The sequence below is a fragment of the Cyanobium sp. Morenito 9A2 genome (assembly GCF_024345575.1).
Taxonomy (GTDB): domain Bacteria; phylum Cyanobacteriota; class Cyanobacteriia; order PCC-6307; family Cyanobiaceae; genus ATX-6F1.
Window position 1 is genome coordinate 1 of record NZ_JAGQBJ010000011.1, and the last position, 20452, is coordinate 20452.

A 20452-nucleotide genomic window follows, 5' to 3' on the forward strand; every position below is an offset into this window, starting at 1 on the left:
CGGCGACCCCGGTGTCATCGCCAACAACTACATCGACTACGCCATCAATGCTCTGATCTGAATCCCCCAAGGATCCTTCAGACCTGTTGCCGGGGCCCTCTTTGGGGGCCCTTTTTTATGATTCTCTCCACTGCCTTCTGAGAATTCCAAACAATTGGATCTCGCCAGGCGGGTGTTGCCCAGCCCCTTGAATGGCACAATCGATGCAGACAAGCCAGGGAACCTCTCGGCCATGACGGCCGCCGAATCCAGCCTCCCCAGCGGAGAACCGATCTGCGAAGAAGAAGCCCTGGCACGGCTGCGCCAGAGCGACGACCAATCGCTGCAGTACTACGCCGCTTGGTGGCTGGGCCGCACCCGTAGCCAGCACCCTGAAGCGGTACCTCTGCTGCGCCAGGCCCTGCGCCAGCGCCAGCCCCGCCAGGAGGGCCTGGGGGTGGAGCGCAATGCTGTGGCCCGCAACGCGGCCCGTGCCCTGGGCAAGTTGGGGCAAAGCGAGGCGGTCCCCGATCTACTCGACTGCCTCGACGACCCAGACCACGGCCTGCGGGAAGCAGCCACCAGGGCCCTGGGGGATCTTGGGGCCACCGCCGCCGTGCCGGCCCTCTGCGCTCTGTTGGCGAGCGGCCCGCTCGGGGCCGGAGCCCCCGTGGAGGGCAGCACCCGCCTGGAGGAACCCTGCGAAGCACTGCTGGAGGCCCTGGGCCAGATCGGTGAGGCCAGTCCGGCCGTGCTAAGCACCCTGGAGCTGTTCGTGAACCACGGGCGCCCCCTGGTGCACAGTGCCGCCTGCCGGGCCCTGCTGCAGCTCACGGAAGAAGAGCGGTGGGGCCAACCGTTGCTGGAGCTGTTGCAGCATCCTCAGTTGCAGATCCGTCGCTCGGCCCTGATGGACCTGGGGGCCGTGGGCTGGCGGCCTGCTCTCGATCCCATTTGCTCCACCTTGGCCGAAAACAGCCTCAAGCTGATCGCCCTGCGGGGGCTGGTGGAGAACAGTCGCCGTGACCTCCCCGGGCAGCCTGATACCGCTGCCGTGCTCGCCGCCATGGATGATCTGCTCTGAGCCGCCAACCGCCTTGATCGAAACCCTGATCCGCGAGGTGCGCGAAGCCGACAGCGCCCTGAGCCTGCTGCAGACAACCCGGCGCCTGGCGGCGGCCGCCCACCCGGAGGCGGTCCCATGCCTGGTGGAGGTGCTCGGGTTCAACAACCCTGGTGCTGCTGTGGCTGCCGTCGACGGTCTCATCGCCATCGGTGAGCCCGCCGTCGAGCCCCTGCTGGCCAACCTCGATGAGCACAACTACGGCGCCAGGGCCTGGGCCGTGCGCGCCCTGGCCACGATCGGCGACGTGCGCGGCCTGGGCCTGCTGGAGGAGGCCCTCGGCCAGGACATCGGACCCAGCGTCCGCCGGGCGGCTGCCAAGGGGCTGGGCCAACTCAAGCTCTCGGCCCTGCCAGGAGACGAAGCGGAAGCCCTTCGCCAGCGCTGCTTCTCCGCCCTGGAGGCCGCCGCCGACGACGGTGAATGGGTGGTGCGCTATGGGGTGATCGTGGGACTGGAGCAACTGGTGCTGCCCCTGGGCACCTCCGGGCCGTGGCGGCAGCGGGCGGGGCAAGTGCTCGAGCGGCTGGCCTCAGCAACCAGCGAGGACACGGAAGTGGTGCGCCTGCGAGCCAGAGTGGCCCTGGAACGCCTCAAGCAGCCATGAGTGAACCGCGGCGGGTGCTGTTCGTCTGCATGGGCAACATCTGTCGCTCGCCAGCCGCAGAAGGCGTGTTTCTCCAGCAGTTGACCCAGGCCGGCCTGAACGAACAGATCGAGGTGGATTCAGCCGGTACGGGCGGCTGGCATGCAGGAGAGCGCGCCGACCGGCGCATGCGCCAGGCGGCGGAGGCCCGGGGCGTCAGCCTGCTCAGCCGAGCCCGCCAGATCACCGCAGCCGACCTGAATGACTTCGATCACATCCTCACCATGGACGAGGACAACCTGCGCCAGGTGAAGATCCTGGCCGAAGGGCGGAGCCACCGGGCCCGGGTCGAACCACTCACGACCTACAGCCGCCGCCAGGGGCCCAGTGAGGTGCCTGATCCCTATTACGGCGGCAGCGATGGCTTCGAGCAAGTGCTCGATCTGCTGGAAGACGCCTGCGCCGGCCTGCTGGAGAGTCTGCAGGCGGATCTGGACCACAGCAAACAGCGCAAGGGGGCGTAGGCCCAAGGGGGCCAGGCCTGGGGCCGCCTCAGCTCGCCTCCGGCCAGGCCTCTTCGGGCACCCGCTCGCGGAACAGATCCACCAGGGCCTGGATCACTCCCTCGATCGCCAGCCCATCGGTGATGAGTTCGACAGCATCCGGCGCCTGCCGCAAGGGAGCCACCTCACGGCTGGCATCGGCGTGGTCGCGGCCGGCAATCTGCTGCTGGAGCTCTACCAGGGGCGGCACCGCAAAGCCGCGGCGCTCCAGATCCAAGGCCCGGCGCCGGGCCCGCTCAGCCACCGTGGCCGTCAGGAACACCTTCAGATCGGCATCGGGGAACACCGCCGTGCCGATGTCGCGGCCTTCGGCCACCAATCCGCCGCGCTCACCCATAGCCTGCTGCTGGCGCGTGAGCGCCGTCCGCACACAAGCGTGGGCGGCCACCAGGGACACCTGGCCGGTGACCTCAGGGCTGCGAATCGCCTCGGTGACGTCGTGGCCATTGAGGCTCACGCGCTGTTCACCCACCGTCGCGGTGGTCAGCTTCAGATCGAGGCCCTTCAGCAACGGTTCAATCGCCGTTCCATCCGCCGGATCCACCCCTTGCCGCCGCACCCACCAGGTGAGCGCCCGGTACATCGCCCCCGTGTCGAGGTAGACGAGGCCAAGGCGGGCCGCGAAGGCACGGGTCACCGTGCTTTTCCCCGCTCCGGCGGGGCCATCGATCGCAACGAGAGGCTGACGGGTCATCAAGATGGTGTGGTCGATCAGGCGGCAAGAGCCACAGCGCACCGCTGCGGCCAACAGTCCCAGGCCCGAGAGCCTGGTCAGCGGAGTCAGGCTATGGGGTTGCAGCAGCTCCACGTACTCCACCTCCAGCTCGGCCCGCTCCAGGGCGGTCCGCACCGTCGCCAGCAGCACGGGGGCTGAGCCATCCGCGGAGACCATCAGCGGCTCCCTGGCAGCCGCCAGAGCCTGAGGCAAGGCCCTCGCCCTCAAGCGTTCCAGGGCCGAGAGGTAGCGGTTGCGGGAACTGCAGGCCAGACCATCCCCCTCCCGCACGGTGGCGCAACCCTGCACGCGCAAGGGCAGGCCCAGGTCGGCCACCAGGCGCCTGAGAATCACCAACTGCTGCCAATCCTTCTCGCCCAGCAGCAGGCGCTCGGGGCGTACCAGGCCCAACAGGCGTGCCACCACCGTGGCCACCCCATCGAAGTGGCCGGGCCGATGGCGACCGCAGAGCACCTCCTGCAGCTCCCGGGGGGGACTGAGCCGCGTGAGTTGGCCCTCCCCCCCCGGGAACAGTTCCTCGACGCTGGGCCTGAACAGGGCATCGGCGCCGGCCTCGCTGGCCACCCGTTCGTCCGCCTCAAGGGGCCTGGGGTAGCAGCTGAAATCCTCCCCCGGCCCAAACTGCAAGGGGTTGACGAACACGCTCACCAGCACCCGGGGGGCGCTGCCGGCCACCGGCCGGCCAGCGACCTCCACCAGGCTGCTGTGCCCCCGGTGCAGAGCTCCCATGGTGGGGACGAAGTGCAGTGGCACCGTGCGCTGGGCCGGCGTTTCGCACCAGTGCAGCAGCTCGGCGCGGGTCTGGAGCAGTTGCACGCGCCATCAACAGAAAGGCCCACCCGCCAATGTGACGGATGGGCCTGGGGATCAGTCAAGGCTGGAGGCTCAGCGGAGCACTTCGAGCTTCACCTGGGCCACACCACTGGCCACGACGCCGAGCTGAGAGGCGGCTCCATGGGCCAAGTCGATCACACGACCACCGGTGAAAGGACCGCGGTCGTTGATGCGAACCACGGTGGATCGGCCGTTCCAGAGGTTGGTGACACGCACCTTGGTGCCGAAGGGCAGCGTGCGGTGGGCCGCGGTGAGCGTGCCCTGGCGGAGCACCTCACCGCTGGCCGTGCGGTTGCCGTAGAAACCTGGGCCATACCAGCTGGCCTGACCACTGCTGGTCGCCACCACCCGGGGGGCCACCGGCGCTGGAGCAATCGGCAGGGGCGGGGTGATCGGACGGATCAGCGGCTCGGCGGCGGGAGCAGGCTCCTGGACCTCACGGATCGCCAGCTTGGGGGTGGCGGCAGGAGCGGCCCACTCTTCGCTGTACTGGGCGGAGGCGATGGCCTCGCCGCTGATCGTGCGGCCCGATTGGGCCATGGCGGGGATCAGAACGCTGCTGCCGGAGAGCAGGAGGGCCAGGGCCCCGAGGGAGGTGGTACGACGCATAACGAACGGAACTCGCCAGGTAAAACAGCAGTTACTGGAAATTCAGTGGGCTGTTGACTGTGGTTGCTCCCTCACGAATAGGAGAGTTTGTGGAGCGAACCAGTCGGCGGAGTTCCTAACGGGAATTGACAACGGGGCAAAGTTAAACCCTGAATGCGGTCAAAAAAGTGTGCAGAGGTGCAACCATGATTGATCAGCATTCATGATCAATTGCTCGATCCCAGCCACCCACAGGCCTCGTCCGACCACCTGTGACAGTCATTGATCAGACAACCGAATTGGCCCCATAAGCGCCGCTGATCACCTTCTGGGCCAATCATGAAATCGTCCACTGACAAGCAGGGGACGGCGGCATCGGAGGATCACCCCACAGGCCGTTACCGCATGGATTACCGCACAGCAGGCGTGGATGTGGTGGCCGGTCGGGCCTTCGTTGACCGCATCCGCTCCAGCGTGGATTCCACCCGTCGGCCGGAAGTGCTCGGTGGGCTTGGCGGGTTCGGTGGGCTTTGCCGTCTGCCAGCGGGCCTGCGCAACCCTTTGCTGGTGGCCGGTACCGACGGGGTAGGCACCAAGCTCGAACTGGCCCAGGCCCATGGTCAGCACCACGCCGTGGGGCTTGACCTGGTGGCCATGTGCGTCAACGACGTGATCACCAGTGGCGCCGAGCCGCTGTTCTTCCTCGACTACATCGCCACCGGCAAGCTCAGCCCCGAAGCGATGGCGGCCGTGGTGGAGGGCATCGCCGATGGCTGCCGCCAGAGCGGCTGTGCCCTGCTGGGGGGTGAGACCGCGGAAATGCCGGGCTTCTACGCGCCGGGCCGCTACGACCTGGCCGGGTTCTGCGTGGCCGTGGTCGAAGAACAGGAGCTGATCGACGGCCGTCACATCCAGGCCGGGGACCGGATCGTTGCGGTCGCCAGCAGCGGGGTTCACAGCAATGGTTTCAGCCTGGTCCGGCGGATCCTTGAGCTTGCCGGTGCGGATGCTTCGACCACCTTGCCCCGCAGCGGCCAGAGCGTTCTGGAGGAGCTGCTCACCCCCACCCGCCTCTACGGCTCCCTCGTGAAAGCGCTCAAGGATGCGGCCGTGCCACTCCATGGCCTGGCCCACATCACCGGAGGCGGGCTGCCGGAAAACCTGCCCCGCTGCCTTCCCAGCGGCCTGCGCGCACGCATCGACCCGGGCAGCTGGGAGCGGCCCGAGGTGTTCCAGTGGCTGCAGCAGGAGGGCTCCGTTCCAGAAGACGATCTCTGGAACACGTTCAACCTGGGAGTTGGCTTCTGCCTGGTGGTGCCCCCAGGGATGGAGGAGGCCGCCCTCGCCACCGCCGCCACCGCGGGCCACAAGGCGTGGGTACTGGGCGCGGTGGAGGCCGATCCCGCGGGCGCGGCGAGGCTAGTGGGACTGTCCGGCTGAGGAGTGGCCCCTGGACCGGCCAGGCCTGCCGATTGATGTGCGCTCGCGACGGCACCAGCCTGGGCAGGAACCCGCCGCTCGGGATGATCCTCTGATTAAGGTGCGGCCCCATGGGTCTGCAACCCTTGGGACGCCGCCGTCACATCCGTTTTCATTTTTCATAGGTTTGAGTCGTGACTGTCAGCCGTTCCTCCATCCCCGGTCGGATCACCCGCCGCCGCAGTTCCGCCGGTCCGCTGGCGCCAAACCCGCCCCAGCGTCCCCGCGAAGCAAGCCCCAGCCCCAGTCGGGGCGTGTTTCGGCCCACCTTCCTCACCCTCCGGGACCACGGCAAGGTCTATGTGGCCGACCTGCCCCGTCTCTCCGATGGGCAGTTGACCAAGGTGGGCGAGGAGGCCCAGGAGGTGCTCGAAAGCCTCACCCGCAGACTTCTGGAGCTGGAGGCCCAGCTTTCCCTCTCCCCCGTCGATCGGGAGACCCGCATCCGCGCCTCCACCAAACGCGATGTCACCGAACGCTTCATCGCCGCGGTGGAAGACGAACTGGAGCGTCGGCGCAGCAACCCATCCGCCCGCTCGTCCGCCGGGGAATCGTTGGGACTCACCTTCCTTGAACTCGCCCGCATTCGGCTGCCTGGCGACACCTTCGATGCCTTGATGCAGGAGGCCCTCGCCGCCTGTGACAACCCTGGATCCAGGGAAAGTGAGGAGAACATCGGGGCGATCGAAACCAACGGCAACCACGGGCTCACTCCGCCCCGCCAACCGCCGGAGCCCCCGGTTCGGCGGGAGACCATGCCCGTGGTGCTCACCCCGGACCCCCCCGGCCAGGTGTAACGAGCCATGGGCCGGAGCCCCGTTCAGGTGCTGGTGAAAGGATTGGCCGGCATCGAGGCCCCCAGGGCGAAGGCCACTCCATCAAGTCGTTCCCGGTCTTCGGCGCTGAGCCGCCAACGACGCGCTGCGGCCACATCCTCCACCTGGGCCGGCGTGCGGAGCCCAGGTATCGGCATGGCGCCATGGCTGCGGCACCAATTGAGGGCCACCTGGGCGGCACTGGCTTGGTGGCGCCCAGCCAGGCGCTCGATCTCCTCCAGCAACGGCTGGATGCGGGGCCGCAGGCGGCGGAACAGCAGCCCGCGGGGCCCCTTCGGAAGGGCCCGCTCTGTCGCCGGCCCCTCGGTGAGGAGCCCGAGGGCAAAGGGGCTGTAGGCGATCAGCTGAATCCCCAACTCCCGGCAGACCTCCACCACACCCCCCGGCAGGATCGGCGCCGGCGCCAGCAAGGAGAGCTGCACCTGCAAGCTCAAGAGGCGCACCCCCTGGCGCTGAAGTCGTTCATGGGCCCAGCGCAATCGCTGCGGGCCGAAGTTGGACAGGCCAAGACTGCCGGCGCCGCCGCTGCTGACCAGTCGTGCGAGGCCGTCCAGCAGTGGGCCCTCCTGCCAGGGGGCGTAGCGGGCGGTGCTCCAGTGCAGCTGGACGCGATCGATCTGCCCCCCCAGCCGCTGCCGGGAGGCCGCCAACGGATGATCGAAACCGCCACGGCCGAGGCGCCAGGGGTAGGGAGCCAGCTTCGTGGCCAAGAGGAGCTCCTGGCGCTGCTGCTGCGGCAAAGCGGCTGCGAAGGCACCCAGAAGGCGTTCGCTGCGCCCCGCCAGCCGGCCGGTTCCGTAGGAATCGGCGGTGTCGAAGAAGCGCAGTCCGAGCGCCACCGCCCGCTCAAAAGTGGCACGAAGGGTGGGATCATGGGTTTCAGGTTCGTAGCCCCAGAGGAAACGGTTGCCCCAGGACCAGGTCCCCACCCCGATGCCGGGATCGCCAGGGTCCTTAGCAGTGTCCGAACCGGCCCCCAGGTCCATTCCCACGTCCGCAGCCTCCCCATCGGACCCCATCCTCTGCCGTCACTGCCTGCGCACGGCCAGCAATGGGCTTCGCTGTGAAGGGATCTGCGTCGCCGACAGTGGCTACTGAGATCAGCGTGGCGACCCACAATGGCTGTATCGACCCCCAGCGCGTGATGGAGACCCAGGGCAAGGCCAGCGGCACCAGGGCCCCCTGCGCCGGGCGGACGAGGCGAAGCGATCGGTACCTCGCGTCTCTGGCCGTTGCCCTGCTGCTGGCCTCTCTGGCGCCCATCGGGTCCGCGCTCGCCCGGGATGACTCCGGGAGCTTTGGGCGCTGGCAATGGTCGGTGGGTCGCTGCGAGCGCAACCTGGAGGGCCTTGCACCGTCAAGCTGCGGCCGGGTTCAGGTGGATCAGGCCACGGAGGGGATGCTCACGATCCGCTTCATCGCCAGTGGCCCGAAACGGGATGGCAACAACGTGCTGCTGTTTGTCGGGCTGCTGCCCAAGGGCGAAGCGCCGATGCGCTGCCGCCAGGGGAGCTGCGAGCCGGTGGGCCCCGTGCGCGCTGAGGTGAGCACCGTCAGCGAACACTCCTTCGACGGGCGCGGGGTTGCCGAAGGACTGCCCAAGGCCTGGCCCGCCGAGGGCAGTTGCCGGGTGGCCCTGGCCGAGGTCAGCTGCGAGGCCAAGGCCCTGAGTGGCGAGCGCTGGCGTGCCCAGGCCCATCTTTAGCGGCCGCAGCCGCAGCCCCAAGGAAGAGGCGGCACCCAGATTCGAACTGGGGGTAAAGGATTTGCAATCCTCTGCCTTACCACTTGGCCATGCCGCCGGTGGGGAGCAAACTCCCTGCAGCGGATCGTATCAGCCATGACATGCCCTCCCGTCTGCTGGTCCTGAGCAACGGCCACGGGGAGGACGCGATCGCCGTGCGGATCATCGCCGCCTTGCACCAGCGACGGCCCGATCTGGAGCTGGCGGTGTTGCCCCTGGTGGGGGAGGGGGAGGCCTTCGCGGCGCTCGAAGCCCAGGGGATCCTCAGCAGGATCGGTCCCCGCCAGCGCCTGCCCAGCGGTGGCTTCAGCAACCAAAGCCTGCGGGGCTTGGGCCGGGATCTGGCGGCGGGCCTGCCCTTGCTGAGCTGGCGCCAATGGCGACTGGTGAGGCACTGGGGGGCGAGCGGCCAACCACTGCTGGCGGTGGGCGATGTGCTCCCGCTGCTCCTGGCGGCGGCCAGCGGTGCCCCCTTCGGCTTCATCGGCACCCCCAAAAGCGATTTCACCTGGCGCAGTGGCCCCGGCCGAGCGCTGTGCGCCGACGCCTATCACCGGCTCAAGGGCAGCGAGTGGGACCCCTGGGAATGGGCGCTGATGGGCCTGGGGCGCTGCCGTCTGGTGGCCGTGCGCGACGCCCTCACCGCCCGGGGGCTCCGGCGCCACCGGGTGCACGCCCTGGCCCCGGGCAATCCCATGATGGATGGACTGGATCCAGCAGCGGAGTTCCTTCCCCCCAGCGGCGCATCCCGGCGGGTGCTGCTGTTGATGGGCTCCCGCACCCCTGAGGCGCTCGGCAACCTCCAGCGCCTGCTGGGGGCTCTGCTGCGTTGCCCGCAACCCATGGAGGTGCGGGCCGCCTGCGGAAGCCAGCCCCGGGAGGAAGCTATCGCCGGAATTCTGCAGCGACTGGGCCTAGAGCGCTGCCCGGTGCCAGCCGGCAGCAGTGCCGTAGCCGCCTGGCGGCACCAGCAACGTCCCCTGCGTTTTCTGCTGGGACGGGGGAACCTGGCTGAATGGGCCCGCTCCACAGAGCTGGCCGTGGCCACGGCTGGCACCGCCACCGAGCAAGTGGTGGGGCTGGGTTGCCCGGCCCTCTCGTTACCAGGACCTGGACCCCAGTTCAAAGCCGCCTTTGCCCGCCGCCAGAGCCGGCTGCTCGGAGGAGCCGTGCGCGTCTGTGCCGGGTCGGCCGAGCTGGCGGAGGGAGTGGAGCAGCTGCTGGCCGATGGGGCCCTGAGAGAGCGGCTGGGGCGCCTCGGTCGCCGGCGCATGGGCGCTCCGGGAGGCAGCGCCCGGATCGCCTCGGCGATCGATCGGGTCCTGTTAGGCCCACCGGGTCAAGATGGCATCACCTGATCCAACGGCATGGTCGCCCCCACCAACCCCACCTATGCCACCGCCTACGCGCGCCTGGCCAGCCTGCTCAACATCAGCCTCGCCTCAGCCCGGCGCAAGGTGGATCTGAGGGCAACCCAGGAGGGCCTGCGGGCGATGGAGGACAAGATCGCCCTGGCCGGCCGCATGGCCGAAGACGCCCATGCCGGCAGCGCCGCCAACGGCCAGCTCCTCGATTCATTGCTCACGGCAGTCCAGAGCGAGATGAACTTCATGGACGAAGACTGACCGGTTGTTTCTCAGGCTTCAGTGCTCGAACACTGTGCCGAACCGCGCCCGATCAAGAGCTGCAAATACCGGAATGCAGGCGAAGCAGCGGCGCGCCAGCTCCATCCTTTCCTCCCGCTCAAGCATGGCCACCAGCCGATCCCGGGCCGCCAGCAGGTAGCGAGCGTCGTTGGCCGCGTAAGCCAGCTGGGCCTCACTGAGCTCATCCACCCGGCCCCAATCGCTGCTCTGGGCCTGCTTGTCCAGCTCCACACCCACCAATTCACTGACCACATCCTTGAGCCCGTGGCGGGGGGCGTAGGTGCGGCCCAGGCGACTGGCCACCTTGGTGCAGAAGATCGGCTGCACGGCAATCCCGAGCCCCTCGGCCAGGGCGGCCACATCGAAACGGGCGAAGTGAAACACCTTCTCGATCCCCGGAGCCTCTAGGACGTCCTTGAGCAACGGCGCCTCGTTCTGGCCCCGGGCGATGCGCAGGCAACAGACGTTGTCGTGGTCGTCGGCGATCTGCACCAGGCAGAGCCGGTCGCGTCCATGGACCAGACCCATCGCCTCGGTGTCCACCGCCAGCGAGCCGGAGGCAGCGAACAGTGCATGCCAATCCGCATCAAGGTCACCATCGAAGACGGCAAAGCGGGCGGGAGCGGCGGTGGGCATGGGGGACAAGCGGATGAGGCCATGGTGGCAAAGCCAGAGCCCCCCTCGACCGCGGTCAAAGTGACAGAGAATGGGTTTCCATGGGCAGCCCGCTTGCCGCTCCTCACCTCCCCCACCTCCATGGCCTCCACCCTGCTGCTCACCCTGCTGATGGCGATCGGCCTGGTGTTCTTCCTGCGGGCCGCCAGCAAGGACCGCACCACCGTGGTCGAGGTGCACTCACCCAGGCCAGCCCTGGAGGTGCTCAGCGGCCTCAGCCAGTGGCTGCAGGAGCGGGGTTGGCAGGCAGAAGCAGGCAATCCCGAGCGCCGCCTGCTCAGCTTTACAGGCACGGTCGAGGCCAGCGGCGGCCTCGCCCTGTTGCTCTCGCTGCTCGGCGGGGTGGGAGCCGCCAGCCTGGGCCTGGTGCTGCGCCAGTTGCTGCCCGCCCTCGGCTGGTGGCCCCTGCTGCTCACGGCGCTGGGCCCGCTGGCCGGGCTGCTCTACCAGCGCCGGGCCCGCCGCCAGGAACGGGTGGAACTGCGCCTGCTGAGCGCCGATGACGCCCCCGGCAGCACCCTGCGCCTGCGCGCCCACCGCGACGAATTGATCGCCCTAGAGCTGGAGCTGGGCCCCCGCCTGGAACTCGCCAGCGACGGCGCCCTGATGCAATCACCCATCTGAGACCGATCGCCATGCCTCCCCTCTTCCGGCCCCTGCTCGCCCTCGCCCTGGTGGTCGGCGCAGCTGGAGGTGCTGCGGCCCAGGCCCCCTATCTCCCCAGCAGCGATCCGCTCACCGGACCACGCACGCGGCTGGCCAAGGACTGGGTGGGCCTGAGGTCCTTGCCCGTCGACACGCCGATTCTGCTAATGGCGGGCCATGCCGATTCCCAGGGCGTTGGCGGCGCCGGCACGCCAGGGGCCGCGGTGGCCCTCGCTCGCTGGGCGCCCATGGACCCCTCGATGACCGATGAGCTCTTCTGGAACCTGCAGACCGCCCAGGCGGTGGTGGCCCTGGGCCAGCGCCGGGGCCTGAACATCCGCTTCTATGACCCACCCCTGCGCAGCATTCCCCGGGGCGACGACCCCCGCACCACCTGGAGCGTGGGTCGTGATTTCGTGGCCGCCGGGGGCTACGCCATGGAAATCCACTTCGATGCCTACGGGCCCGATGGCTACGGCTCCGGCCTGATCCCGCCGCTCCGGGCCCAGCCCAGCCGCCTGGATGAAAGCCTGGCCCTGGCTTTCGGGGCGTACCCCTTCTATTTCCGGAACGGCCTTGGGGCGCCCAAACGCGGCATCGCGATCCTGGAGATCGGCAAGCTGGAGGGCACCCTCGAGGCCTCCCTGCGCAGCCCCGCCCATCGGGAGGCCGCCCTGGCCGCCATCGCCGAGCGGGTGGTAAGCGCCCTGGAGCAGGGCCTCAGCCAACCGCCTGGTGCGGCCGACAGAGCTCTTCGAGACTGGGGTCGTCCAGCCAGTTCTGGGGCCGAGTGAACAGATCGGTGAGCAGGGCTTCGCGGCTATCGGGCTCGGGCCTATACCCGTACTCCCAGCGCACCAGGGGCGGCAAGGACATCAGGATCGATTCGGTGCGGCCGTTGGTCTGAAGCCCGAAGATCGTGCCCCGGTCGAACACCAGGTTGAATTCCACGTAGCGTCCGCGGCGGTAGAGCTGGAACTGACGCTCCCGCTCCCCGTAGGCCAGGCCGGCCCGCCGCTCCACGATCGGCACGTAGCTGGGCAGGAAGGCATGGCCACAGGCTCCAGCAAGGGCGAAGAGTTGCTCCCAGTTACGAGGCCGCTCACCTTCGGCCGCTCCTGCCGCCGCCGCCAGACCTTCGGGGTCCTGGCCCTTGTAGAGGTGGCCGGCAGGGTCCTGGTAGTCGTAGAAGATGCCGCCTACCCCCCGGGTTTCGCTCCGGTGCTTGAGGAAGAAGTATTCGTCGCACCAGGGCTTGAACACCCGGTAGTAGGCCGGATCAATGCTGTCGCAGGCGCCCTTCAAGGTGCGGTGGAAGTGGCGCGCATCCTCAAGGAACGGGTAGTAGGGGGTCAGGTCGGCGCCGCCGCCGAACCACCACACCGGCCCCGCCTCGAAGTAGCGGTAGTTGAGGTGCACCGTGGGCAGATAGGGGTTGCGGGGGTGAAGCACCATCGAGGTGCCGGTGGCGAACCAGCGCTGCCCCTTGGCTTCCGGCCGGTGACTGAGGATGGAGGGGGGCAGGTTGTCGCCCTCCACCTCGGAGAAGTTCACGCCACCCTGCTCGAAAATCCTGCCCTCGCGCATCACCCGCGAGCGACCGCCTCCGCCCTCGGGGCGGATCCAGCTTTCCTCCTCGAAGCGCCCCTCGCCGTCGAGGGCCTCCAGACCGGCGCAGATGCTGTCCTGCAGACCCATCAGCAGGGCCTTGACCCGCTGGCGCGAGTCGGCGGGGGGCGCTTCAAGGGCCGGGGCCCCGGCGGTCACACCCTGCGCTGCCACTGCTGAATCCGCCACTGCAAGCCGCGCCCGTTGGGCGCTGAAAACGTGTTCACCTCTCCAGCCTCCCACCCCAGGGCGCCAGCCTTCGAGCGGGACCGTCCCCCGCGGGGGCGCGAGCACCCACAGCGCGGGGTGACTCCTAGGATCCAGGCCCTCACTGCCGCCCCAGATGGCCACCGCTGAACAGGCCCTTGGTGCCCTGGCGCCCCTGAAGGACGCGGGCAGCGGCCGCAGCCTGCTGGAGCTGGCCTGGATCGATCAGGTGCGGGCGGAGGGCGGGCGGGTGGTGTTTCGCCTCGCCCTCCCTGGCTACGCCAACGCCCAGCGGGAACGCATCGCGAGCGAAGCCCGCACGGCCCTGCTGGCCCTCGAGGGCGTCGACGATGTGCAGATCGAACTGGCCCAGGCCCAGGCGGCCCCCATCGGCCAGGCGGGCCACGGCCAGGGGGGCGGCGAGCGGCAGGCGATTCCGGGCGTCAAGCAGGTGATCGCCGTCAGCAGCGGCAAGGGTGGTGTGGGCAAGAGCACTGTCGCCGTCAACCTTGCCTGCGCCCTGGCCGCCTCGGGCCTGCGGGTGGGCCTGCTCGATGCCGATATATACGGCCCCAATGCACCGACCATGCTCGGCGTGGCTGACCGCACCCCCGAGGTGCGCGGCAGCGGTGAGCAGCAAGTGCTCACTCCGGTCGACACCTGCGGCCTCGCCATGGTCTCGATGGGGCTCTTGATTCAGGAGAACCAGCCGGTGATCTGGCGGGGCCCGATGCTCAACGGAATCATTCGCCAGTTCCTCTATCAAGTGGATTGGGGCGAACGCGATGTGCTGGTGGTGGACCTCCCCCCCGGCACCGGGGATGCCCAGCTCTCCCTCGCCCAGGCCGTGCCGATGGCGGGAGTGCTGATCGTGACCACCCCTCAGAAGGTCTCCCTGCAGGATGCCCGTCGCGGGCTGGCGATGTTCCTGCAACTGGGGGTACCCGTGCTGGGGGTCGTCGAGAACATGACCGCCTTCATCCCCCCCGACCGACCGGAGCTGAGCTATGCCCTCTTCGGCTCCGGTGGCGGAGCCCTGCTGGCCGACGAGGCCGGTGTCCCCCTGCTGGCCCAGATCCCCATGGAGTTGGCGGTGGTGGATGGCGGCGATGGCGGCCGGCCCGTGGTGCTGGCCCAGCCCCACTCAGCCAGCGCCAGGGTCTTCCGAGAGCTGGCCCTGCGACTGCCGATCCCGACGCCGGCGGGATGACCATCCCGGGAATCCGTCGTCGGCGCCGCATGTTTTCGGGCCGGGCACCCGCACGCCGCAATCCTTTGGAAGGAGTGGATCTGGTGTTCTGGGGCGTGCCGCTGGCCCTGACCTTCATCGCCGGCATCCTGATCGCCAGCACCCAGAGACAGGCCGACTACGCCGATTGGTACCAGCATTGGATCACCGCCGCGATCGGGCTCACCCTCGCTCTGTTGATCAGACGCCTACCCCTCAACAAGCTGGAAGGCTGGCTCCGGCCCATCTATGGGCTGACCGTGGCGAGCCTGGTGGCGGTTCACTTCATCGGCACCACAGCCCTGGGGGCCCAGCGCTGGATCAACATCGCGGGCTTCCACGTGCAGCCATCGGAGTTTGCGAAGCTCGGGGCCATTCTCCTGCTGGCCGGGGTCCTGGCCCGCTACTCGGTGGAGCGACCGATCGACCTGATCCGTCCGGCCGCGGTGATCTTTCTTCCCTGGCTACTTGTGTTCGTGGAGCCCAATCTGGGCACGTCCCTGGTGTTCGGCACCGTGCTGCTGGTCATGTTGTTCTGGGCCGGCATGCCCCTGGCCTGGGTGGTGTTGCTGCTCTCCCCCCTCGTGACGGCGATCTTGGCCGGTGTTCTGCCCCTTGCCTTGGTGGCCTGGGTGCCGCTCATGGGGGTACTGGCCTGGCGCTTCCTGCCCTGGAAGCAGCTCGGCGTGACCATCGTGCTGCTTGTGCAGGGCCTCTTCGCCGTGCTCACGCCTTACCTCTGGATGCATGGCCTCAAGGATTATCAGCGGGATCGGTTGGTGTTGTTCCTTGATCCATCCAAGGACCCCCTCGGTGGGGGTTACCACCTGCTCCAGAGCAAGATCGGCATCGGCTCGGGGGCCCTGTTCGGCACGGGCCTGATGCAGGGCCACCTCACCAAGCTCCGCTTCATCCCCGAACAGCACACCGACTTCATTTTCAGCGCCCTAGGCGAGGAGACGGGATTCCTCGGATCAATGCTCGTGGTGATTGGCTTCGCCTTGCTCTGCTGGAAGCTCCTGCAGATCGCCGGACGCGCCCGGACCGACTTCGAATCCCTGGTGGTCATCGGCATCGGCGCCATGGTGATCTTCCAGGTGATCGTCAACATCTTCATGAATATCGGCCTGGGGCCCGTCACAGGCGTCCCCCTCCCCTGGATGAGTTACGGGCGCTCCTCGCTGCTCGTCAACTTCATCGCCCTGGGGCTCTGTGCCTCGGTGGCGCGGCGCAGTCAGGCCGCCCAAGGGCGCTGGTGAGCGACACCAGCCTGGAGGCCCTGCGGCGGAACCTGGCCAAGGGGGTGCCACCGGGGCATTGCGATGAGGACGCCGTGCGGCGTCAGTGGTGGGCGGCCTTGGCCACGCTCCAGGACGACCTGCTGCAGCCCCGCTCAGCCCTCCGGGGGGTCTGGCTGGCCTCCCCTTTGCCGGCGCTCTACGAACCTGAGCTGCTGCGCCATCTCCGCGGCTGGGTCTGGGCCCCGGAAGACCTCGGCAATCTGCTGGGCCAGGGGGCGCCCATGCTGCCTGGATCCTCCCCTGAGCCAGGGTCCACGGCGACGGCCGGCGAAGGCTTCGAGCGACTGGCCCTCGAGAACAACGACGGGACCGATCCGTTGCTGCTGGTGATCACACCGCGGGTGCAAGTGGCCCTGGCTCTCCATGGCCCCCCCGAGCGCCGCCAGCTACTGGTGCGTTTCGATCCAGTCACCCTGTCGGCCACGCTCACCCTTCTTGACCAGCGGCTGCGGCGCAGCAACCCGGAAGCGGGGCAGCGACTCCGCAGCGCCATCGGAGCCCTGGGGCCCTTGCACGGAGACGACGCCACGGCGCCAAGCTTCTGGCCCAGGCTGGCAGAGCGCCTGGCGACCATGGCCCCGAGTGTCACCCTGCAGCCTTTGGTGCATGGGGGCGGCGGCGAAACGAAAGCCGCCAGCAGCGAGCTGGCCCTGCTGGAGGCGCTCACCCATGAGGTGCGCACGCCCCTGGCGACGATCCGCACCCTGATTCGCTCCCTGCTGCGTCGCGCCGATCTACCTGCCCTGGTGCGTCAGCGCTTGCACGCCATCGACGGGGAATGCAGCGAACAAATCGACCGCTTTGGATTGATCTTCCATGCGGCCGAACTGCAGCGGATGCCCCGCAACGAGCAGCCCCTGGCCCGCACCGACCTGGCCCAGCTGCTGATGCGCCTCGAGCAGATCTGGCAGCAGCAACTGCAGCGCCGCGACCTGGGCCTCATCCTGGACATCGCCCCGGACCTACCGCCGGTGCTCAGCGATCCAAGCCGCCTGGAAACCATGCTGGGTGGCCTGATCGACCGTTTCAGCCGCCGGCTGCCGAGCGGCTCGACGGTGCAGATCAGCCTCCAGCCGGCGGGCTCCCGCCTCAAGCTGCGGCTCCATGGGGTGGGGCGATCGGAGTGCTTGCCGGCGGGGCACGGCGCCGATGGACCCAGCGCCGAAGTGGTCGGACCCGTGTTGAGCTGGAGCCCGGAAACCGGGAGCCTCCAGCTCAGCCGCCAGGCCACCCAGCGGCTGTTCCACAGCCTTGGCGGCAGGCTCACCGAACGGGGCGACCGGGGGCTGACGGTGTTCTTTCCCTTGGCTGGAAGCGGCCCGGCCCGTTGAGGTTTGTTGACGGGTGTGACGACAGCCCGGCTCCAAGCCGACAGCGCGAAAACTCAGTGCTAGCTTCCAGCCCGAAACGGCCTGCCGACTCCCCCCACCACAGGAACAGCCCATGACAGCAACGGCGCTGAGCGGTCAACTTCCGAAGTACATCGGCAGCACTGGCGGCCTCCTCAATTCGGCTGAAACCGAAGAGAAGTACGCCATCACCTGGACCAGCACGAAAGCCCAGGGATTTGAGATGCCCACCGGCGGCGGCGCCGAGATGAACGAAGGCGAGAACATCCTCTACTTCGCCCGCAAGGAGCAATGCCTTGCCCTCGGCACCCAGTTGCGCACAAAATTCAAGCCCCGCATCGAGGATTACAAGATCTACCGGATCTTCCCCGGCGGCGACCTTGAATTCCTCCACCCGAAAGATGGCGTTTTCCCTGAGAAGGTGAACGAAGGCCGCGCCATCGTGGGTCACAACCCCCGGCGCATCGGCGACAATCCCAACCCGGCCAACCTCAAGTTCTCCGGCCGCAACACCTTCGACGCCTGATCATTCGGGCCACCACCTAGAAAGGCGGGGTGCGTGGCGCCCCGTTTTTTATGCCCGCCCAACACCGAAATGCCCTTCCCCGATCGCACGGCCTTTCAGGAGCAGGCGGCGGCAGGGCTCACTTTTCTGCCGGTCTGGAGTTGCTGGCCCGCTGATCTGGAAACTCCCCTCACCACTTGGCTCAAGGTGGGTGCCAGCGCCAGCCATGGGGTGCTCCTTGAGTCCGTGGAGGGGGGCGAGCACCTAGGCCGCTGGAGCTACGTGGTCAGTGATCCGCTCTGGACTCTGACGGTGCGGGGTGAAGGCGCCGAGCAGCGCTGGCGCGATGGACGGCTGATCGAGCACAGCGGCAACCCCTTCAACCTGCTGCGCCAGTGCCTGGCGCCCTACGCCAGCGCACCCGTGCAGGGGATGCCGCCCTTTGGTCAGTTGTTCGGCTTCTGGGGCTACGAACTGATCCGCTGGATCGAACCCAGCGTCCCTGTTCACCCCAGTGATCCCAGCGGACCGCCCGACGGCTGCTGGATGCTGGCCGACAGCCTGTTGGTGTTCGATCAGGTCAAGCGTCAGATCACGGCCGTGGTCTACGCCGACCTCAGCGAAGGCGTCGACCCGGCGACGGCCCATGGAGTAGCGGTGGCCCGGCTGGAGACCCTGGAGCAACGGATGCATCAGCCCCTGCCACCTGGGATCGCCCCGTTGGCCTGGAACCCAAGGCCAGCCTTCGATCTGCCCAACCTCAGCAACCGCACGCCGGAGGATTTCAAAGCGGCCGTGGCCAGCGCCCGGGAGCACATCGCCGCCGGGGATGTCTTCCAGTTGGTGCTCAGCCAACGGCTCGAGACCCACATCGATCGGGATCCCTTCGATCTGTACCGCAGCCTGCGCATGGTGAACCCCTCGCCCTACATGGCCTTCTTCAATTTCGGGGGCTGGTATCTGATCGGCTCCAGCCCCGAGGTGATGGTCAAGGCCGAACCGGGTGAGGGGGGGGTCAAGGCCTCCCTGCGCCCCATTGCCGGCACCCGCCCCCGAGGTGGCAGCGACGCCGACGATCTGGCCTACGAGCAAGACCTGCTGGCCGATCCCAAAGAACGGGCCGAGCACGTGATGCTCGTGGACCTGGGACGCAACGACCTGGGCCGGGTCTGCAAAGCCGGCAGCGTCAAGGTGGCCGAGCTGATGGTGATCGAGCGCTACTCCCATGTGATGCACATCGTGAGCGCCGTCGAAGGCGTGATGCAAAACGGACGCGACATCTGGGATCTGCTCATGGCCGCCTTCCCCGCCGGCACCGTGAGCGGGGCCCCCAAGATCCGGGCCATGCAACTCATCCACGAACTGGAACCCGATGCCCGTGGGCCCTACTCCGGCGTCTACGGCGCCGTCGACCTGGGCGGGGCTCTCAACACCGCGATCACCATTCGCACGATGATCGTGCAGCCCTCTCCCGGGGGGGGCTGGAGCGTGAAGGTGCAGGCCGGCGCTGGCATCGTGGCCGACTCCCAGCCGGAAGCCGAATACCAGGAAACGCTCAACAAAGCCCGAGGCCTGCTCAAAGCCCTGGCCTGCCTCGAGTCAGAGCCTGCGCCGATCGCTGCAACGGCTCCAACCCTCGCGGAGTCGGGGCGATGAGCACAGCCCCACTGCTCAAGGGCTTCGAAGTGGAGCTCTACACCGGCCGCCCCGACGGCACGGTGGTGGGGGTGGCCTCAGAGGCCGCCGCCAGCCTGGAGGGGTTCGTGACCGAACCGGACCACCGCAACCTCGAATACACCACCTCCCCCGATGCCGACTACGGCCACCAGCTCGCCCTGCTGCTGGCCCCGCGCCGCGCCCTGCGGGCCTGGCTAGCCGGCCGCGGCCTCACCCTGCTGCCGGGCAGCACCCTCAGCCTGGGGGACAGCCGCCGCTTCGAGCGCTCCGACCCGGGCAACGACTACCACGGCTACATCGAGAGCACCTATGGCACCCGGGTGGTGACCGCCAGCGTCCATATCAATTTCGGGCTCACCGCCATGGAGGAGCTGTTCGCCGCCTGCCGGTTGATCCGTTGCGAGGCCGCCCTGCTGCTGGCCCTGAGCGCCAGTTCCCCTTTCCTCGATGGGCAGGCCACCGGAGCCCATTCCCAGCGCTGGCTGCAGTTCCCACTCACCCCGCCCCAGGTGCCCCTTTTCCATTCCCACCAGCACTACATCGACTGGATGCTCGACGAGCTAGCGGCGGGATCGATGCAGAACGTGCGCCACCTCTGGACCTCCGTGCGCCCCAACGGCGATGACCGGCCCTATGGCCTGAACCGCCTGGAGCTGCGCATCTGCGACCTGATCAGCGACCCCGCACAGCTGCTCGCCATCACCGCCTTCGCCGAACTGCGCCTCCATCAGCTGCTGGCGGACCCCGCCGCCCATGACCCGCTGCGGGCCAGCCGCCTTGATCCGGCGGCCCTGGCCGCCCTGGCCGACAGCAACGACAGGGCCGCGGCCCGCGCCAGTCTGGAGGCTGAGCTGTTGGATTGGCGCACGGGGGAGCCGGTGATGGCCCGTTCATGGATCCAGCGGGAACTGGATGCGCTCGCGCCCTTGGCCCGGGAGAGGGGCCTCACCGCGGTGCTCGCACCGGTGGCTGAGATCCTCAACCATGGCAACCAGGCCATGCGCTGGCTGGAGCGACACCGCCAGGGCGAGAGCATCACCACCATCCTCAGCAGTGCCATCGTTGCCATGGTCGACGAGGAAAGTGCCCTTGACGCTCGCTTGGCGACAGTCTCCGCAGGTCCTTTGGGATGATCATGGTTCC

General features: G+C 68.3%; 22 protein-coding genes and 1 tRNA gene. 17 read left to right on the plus strand and 6 right to left on the minus strand.

The window, feature by feature from the left end:
* Positions 1–232 precede the first annotated feature (232 nt).
* The 3 genes from KBY88_RS12400 to KBY88_RS12410 are packed head-to-tail and all read left to right on the plus strand — an operon-like array spanning position 233 to position 2212.
* Complete coding sequence (locus tag KBY88_RS12400) at positions 233–1063, plus strand: HEAT repeat domain-containing protein (RefSeq protein ID WP_254940255.1); 831 nt, start codon at positions 233–235, stop codon at positions 1061–1063.
* A gap of 13 nt (positions 1064–1076) precedes the next feature.
* The gene (gene cpcF / locus KBY88_RS12405; RefSeq protein WP_254940256.1) at positions 1077–1709 is read left to right on the plus strand and encodes a C-phycocyanin alpha-cysteine-84 phycocyanobilin lyase subunit CpcF; all 633 of its coding nucleotides are present in this window, start codon (positions 1077–1079) and stop codon (positions 1707–1709) included.
* Positions 1706–2212 (plus strand): low molecular weight protein-tyrosine-phosphatase, encoded by a 507-nt coding sequence (locus KBY88_RS12410; RefSeq protein ID WP_254940257.1) that lies wholly within the window; start codon positions 1706–1708, stop codon positions 2210–2212. The genes cpcF and KBY88_RS12410 overlap by 4 nt, the downstream gene beginning before the upstream one ends.
* Before the next feature lie 28 nt (positions 2213–2240).
* On the opposite strand, the gene KBY88_RS12415 is transcribed toward KBY88_RS12410, so the two are convergent.
* Together KBY88_RS12415 and KBY88_RS12420 are read right to left on the minus strand one after the other, a co-directional pair.
* The gene (locus KBY88_RS12415) at positions 2241–3803 is read right to left on the minus strand and encodes a bifunctional pantoate--beta-alanine ligase/(d)CMP kinase (RefSeq protein ID WP_396103093.1); all 1563 of its coding nucleotides are present in this window, start codon (positions 3801–3803) and stop codon (positions 2241–2243) included.
* Between the two features lie 69 nt (positions 3804–3872).
* On the minus strand, positions 3873–4430 hold the full coding sequence (locus KBY88_RS12420) for a septal ring lytic transglycosylase RlpA family protein (RefSeq protein ID WP_254940258.1): 558 nt from the start codon (positions 4428–4430) through the stop codon (positions 3873–3875).
* Between the two features lie 384 nt (positions 4431–4814).
* On the opposite strand from KBY88_RS12420, the gene purM reads away from it, so the two are divergent.
* Positions 4815–5849, plus strand: a complete 1035-nt coding sequence (purM, locus tag KBY88_RS12425; RefSeq protein WP_254940344.1) for a phosphoribosylformylglycinamidine cyclo-ligase — start codon at positions 4815–4817, stop codon at positions 5847–5849.
* 173 nt (positions 5850–6022) lie between these two features.
* The gene (locus KBY88_RS12430) at positions 6023–6685 is read left to right on the plus strand and encodes a DUF8655 family protein (RefSeq protein WP_254940259.1); all 663 of its coding nucleotides are present in this window, start codon (positions 6023–6025) and stop codon (positions 6683–6685) included.
* 23 nt (positions 6686–6708) lie between these two features.
* Here KBY88_RS12430 and KBY88_RS12435 read toward each other — a convergent pair whose 3' ends face one another.
* A complete protein-coding gene (locus KBY88_RS12435) occupies positions 6709–7710 on the minus strand; it encodes an aldo/keto reductase (protein WP_254940260.1) in 1002 nt (333 codons plus the stop codon).
* Between KBY88_RS12435 and KBY88_RS16415 the strand changes: the two genes are divergently transcribed.
* A complete protein-coding gene (locus KBY88_RS16415; protein ID WP_514130641.1) occupies positions 7658–7822 on the plus strand; it encodes a DUF8639 family protein in 165 nt (54 codons plus the stop codon). The two genes, KBY88_RS12435 and KBY88_RS16415, sit on opposite strands and share 53 nt — an antisense overlap.
* 7 nt (positions 7823–7829) lie before the next feature.
* On the plus strand, positions 7830–8429 hold the full coding sequence (locus KBY88_RS12440; RefSeq protein WP_254940261.1) for a hypothetical protein: 600 nt from the start codon (positions 7830–7832) through the stop codon (positions 8427–8429).
* A 26-nt stretch (positions 8430–8455) separates the two neighbouring features.
* Here KBY88_RS12440 and KBY88_RS12445 read toward each other — a convergent pair.
* A tRNA-Cys gene (locus tag KBY88_RS12445) sits at positions 8456–8526 on the minus strand.
* A 43-nt stretch (positions 8527–8569) separates the two neighbouring features.
* Here KBY88_RS12445 and KBY88_RS12450 point away from each other — a divergent pair.
* Both KBY88_RS12450 and KBY88_RS12455 read left to right on the plus strand, forming a co-directional pair.
* Complete coding sequence (locus KBY88_RS12450; protein ID WP_254940262.1) at positions 8570–9826, plus strand: lipid-A-disaccharide synthase-related protein; 1257 nt, start codon at positions 8570–8572, stop codon at positions 9824–9826.
* Between the two features lie 9 nt (positions 9827–9835).
* Positions 9836–10093: a DUF8658 family protein gene (locus KBY88_RS12455; RefSeq protein WP_254940263.1), complete on the plus strand. Its 258-nt coding sequence runs from the start codon at positions 9836–9838 to the stop codon at positions 10091–10093.
* Positions 10094–10111: 18 nt separating this feature from the next.
* Here the strand turns inward: KBY88_RS12455 and KBY88_RS12460 are convergent, their stop codons facing one another.
* Positions 10112–10750 (minus strand): ribonuclease D, encoded by a 639-nt coding sequence (locus tag KBY88_RS12460; RefSeq protein ID WP_254940264.1) that lies wholly within the window; start codon positions 10748–10750, stop codon positions 10112–10114.
* A 120-nt stretch (positions 10751–10870) separates the two neighbouring features.
* On the opposite strand from KBY88_RS12460, the gene KBY88_RS12465 reads away from it, so the two are divergent.
* Positions 10871–11413, plus strand: coding sequence for a cofactor assembly of complex C subunit B (locus tag KBY88_RS12465; protein WP_254940345.1), 543 nt, complete (start codon positions 10871–10873; stop codon positions 11411–11413).
* Between the two features lie 11 nt (positions 11414–11424).
* Entirely contained in the window at positions 11425–12228 is an 804-nt protein-coding gene (locus KBY88_RS12470; RefSeq protein WP_254940265.1) for a dehydrogenase, read from the plus strand.
* Here the strand turns inward: KBY88_RS12470 and hemF are convergent.
* A complete protein-coding gene (gene hemF / locus KBY88_RS12475; protein WP_254940266.1) occupies positions 12155–13201 on the minus strand; it encodes an oxygen-dependent coproporphyrinogen oxidase in 1047 nt (348 codons plus the stop codon). The two genes, KBY88_RS12470 and hemF, sit on opposite strands and share 74 nt — an antisense overlap.
* 184 nt (positions 13202–13385) lie before the next feature.
* Here hemF and KBY88_RS12480 point away from each other — a divergent pair, with 184 nt between their 5' ends.
* From KBY88_RS12480 to gshA, 6 genes are all read left to right on the plus strand, one after another.
* Entirely contained in the window at positions 13386–14459 is a 1074-nt protein-coding gene (locus KBY88_RS12480) for an Mrp/NBP35 family ATP-binding protein (protein ID WP_254940267.1), read from the plus strand.
* A complete protein-coding gene (gene rodA / locus KBY88_RS12485; protein WP_396103098.1) occupies positions 14456–15736 on the plus strand; it encodes a rod shape-determining protein RodA in 1281 nt (426 codons plus the stop codon). Before KBY88_RS12480 ends, rodA begins: the two co-directional genes overlap by 4 nt.
* A complete protein-coding gene (locus tag KBY88_RS12490) occupies positions 15733–17109 on the plus strand; it encodes a sensor histidine kinase (RefSeq protein WP_254940268.1) in 1377 nt (458 codons plus the stop codon). Before rodA ends, KBY88_RS12490 begins: the two co-directional genes overlap by 4 nt.
* Positions 17110–17221: 112 nt before the next feature.
* Positions 17222–17653: a photosystem I reaction center subunit II PsaD gene (locus KBY88_RS12495; protein WP_254940269.1), complete on the plus strand. Its 432-nt coding sequence runs from the start codon at positions 17222–17224 to the stop codon at positions 17651–17653.
* Between the two features lie 69 nt (positions 17654–17722).
* Complete coding sequence (locus tag KBY88_RS12500; protein WP_254940270.1) at positions 17723–19288, plus strand: anthranilate synthase component I family protein; 1566 nt, start codon at positions 17723–17725, stop codon at positions 19286–19288.
* The gene (gene gshA / locus KBY88_RS12505; RefSeq protein ID WP_254940271.1) at positions 19285–20442 is read left to right on the plus strand and encodes a glutamate--cysteine ligase; all 1158 of its coding nucleotides are present in this window, start codon (positions 19285–19287) and stop codon (positions 20440–20442) included. The genes KBY88_RS12500 and gshA overlap by 4 nt, the downstream gene beginning before the upstream one ends.
* The last annotated feature ends 10 nt before the right edge of the window (positions 20443–20452 follow it).

Coding starts and splice junctions, on each gene's coding strand:
- KBY88_RS12400 (WP_254940255.1), top strand. CDS start 233: ATGACGGCCGCCGAATCCAGCCTCCCCAGCGGAGAACCGATCTGCGAA.
- KBY88_RS12410 (WP_254940257.1), top strand. CDS start 1,706: ATGAGTGAACCGCGGCGGGTGCTGTTCGTCTGCATGGGCAACATCTGT.
- KBY88_RS12420 (WP_254940258.1), bottom strand. CDS start 4,430: ATGCGTCGTACCACCTCCCTCGGGGCCCTGGCCCTCCTGCTCTCCGGC.
- purM (WP_254940344.1), top strand. CDS start 4,815: ATGGATTACCGCACAGCAGGCGTGGATGTGGTGGCCGGTCGGGCCTTC.
- KBY88_RS16415 (WP_514130641.1), top strand. CDS start 7,658: ATGCCGGGATCGCCAGGGTCCTTAGCAGTGTCCGAACCGGCCCCCAGG.
- KBY88_RS12435 (WP_254940260.1), bottom strand. CDS start 7,710: ATGGACCTGGGGGCCGGTTCGGACACTGCTAAGGACCCTGGCGATCCC.
- KBY88_RS12450 (WP_254940262.1), top strand. CDS start 8,570: ATGCCCTCCCGTCTGCTGGTCCTGAGCAACGGCCACGGGGAGGACGCG.
- KBY88_RS12455 (WP_254940263.1), top strand. CDS start 9,836: ATGGTCGCCCCCACCAACCCCACCTATGCCACCGCCTACGCGCGCCTG.
- KBY88_RS12460 (WP_254940264.1), bottom strand. CDS start 10,750: ATGCCCACCGCCGCTCCCGCCCGCTTTGCCGTCTTCGATGGTGACCTT.
- KBY88_RS12465 (WP_254940345.1), top strand. CDS start 10,871: ATGGCCTCCACCCTGCTGCTCACCCTGCTGATGGCGATCGGCCTGGTG.
- KBY88_RS12470 (WP_254940265.1), top strand. CDS start 11,425: ATGCCTCCCCTCTTCCGGCCCCTGCTCGCCCTCGCCCTGGTGGTCGGC.
- KBY88_RS12480 (WP_254940267.1), top strand. CDS start 13,386: ATGGCCACCGCTGAACAGGCCCTTGGTGCCCTGGCGCCCCTGAAGGAC.
- rodA (WP_396103098.1), top strand. CDS start 14,456: ATGACCATCCCGGGAATCCGTCGTCGGCGCCGCATGTTTTCGGGCCGG.
- KBY88_RS12495 (WP_254940269.1), top strand. CDS start 17,222: ATGACAGCAACGGCGCTGAGCGGTCAACTTCCGAAGTACATCGGCAGC.
- KBY88_RS12500 (WP_254940270.1), top strand. CDS start 17,723: ATGCCCTTCCCCGATCGCACGGCCTTTCAGGAGCAGGCGGCGGCAGGG.
- gshA (WP_254940271.1), top strand. CDS start 19,285: ATGAGCACAGCCCCACTGCTCAAGGGCTTCGAAGTGGAGCTCTACACC.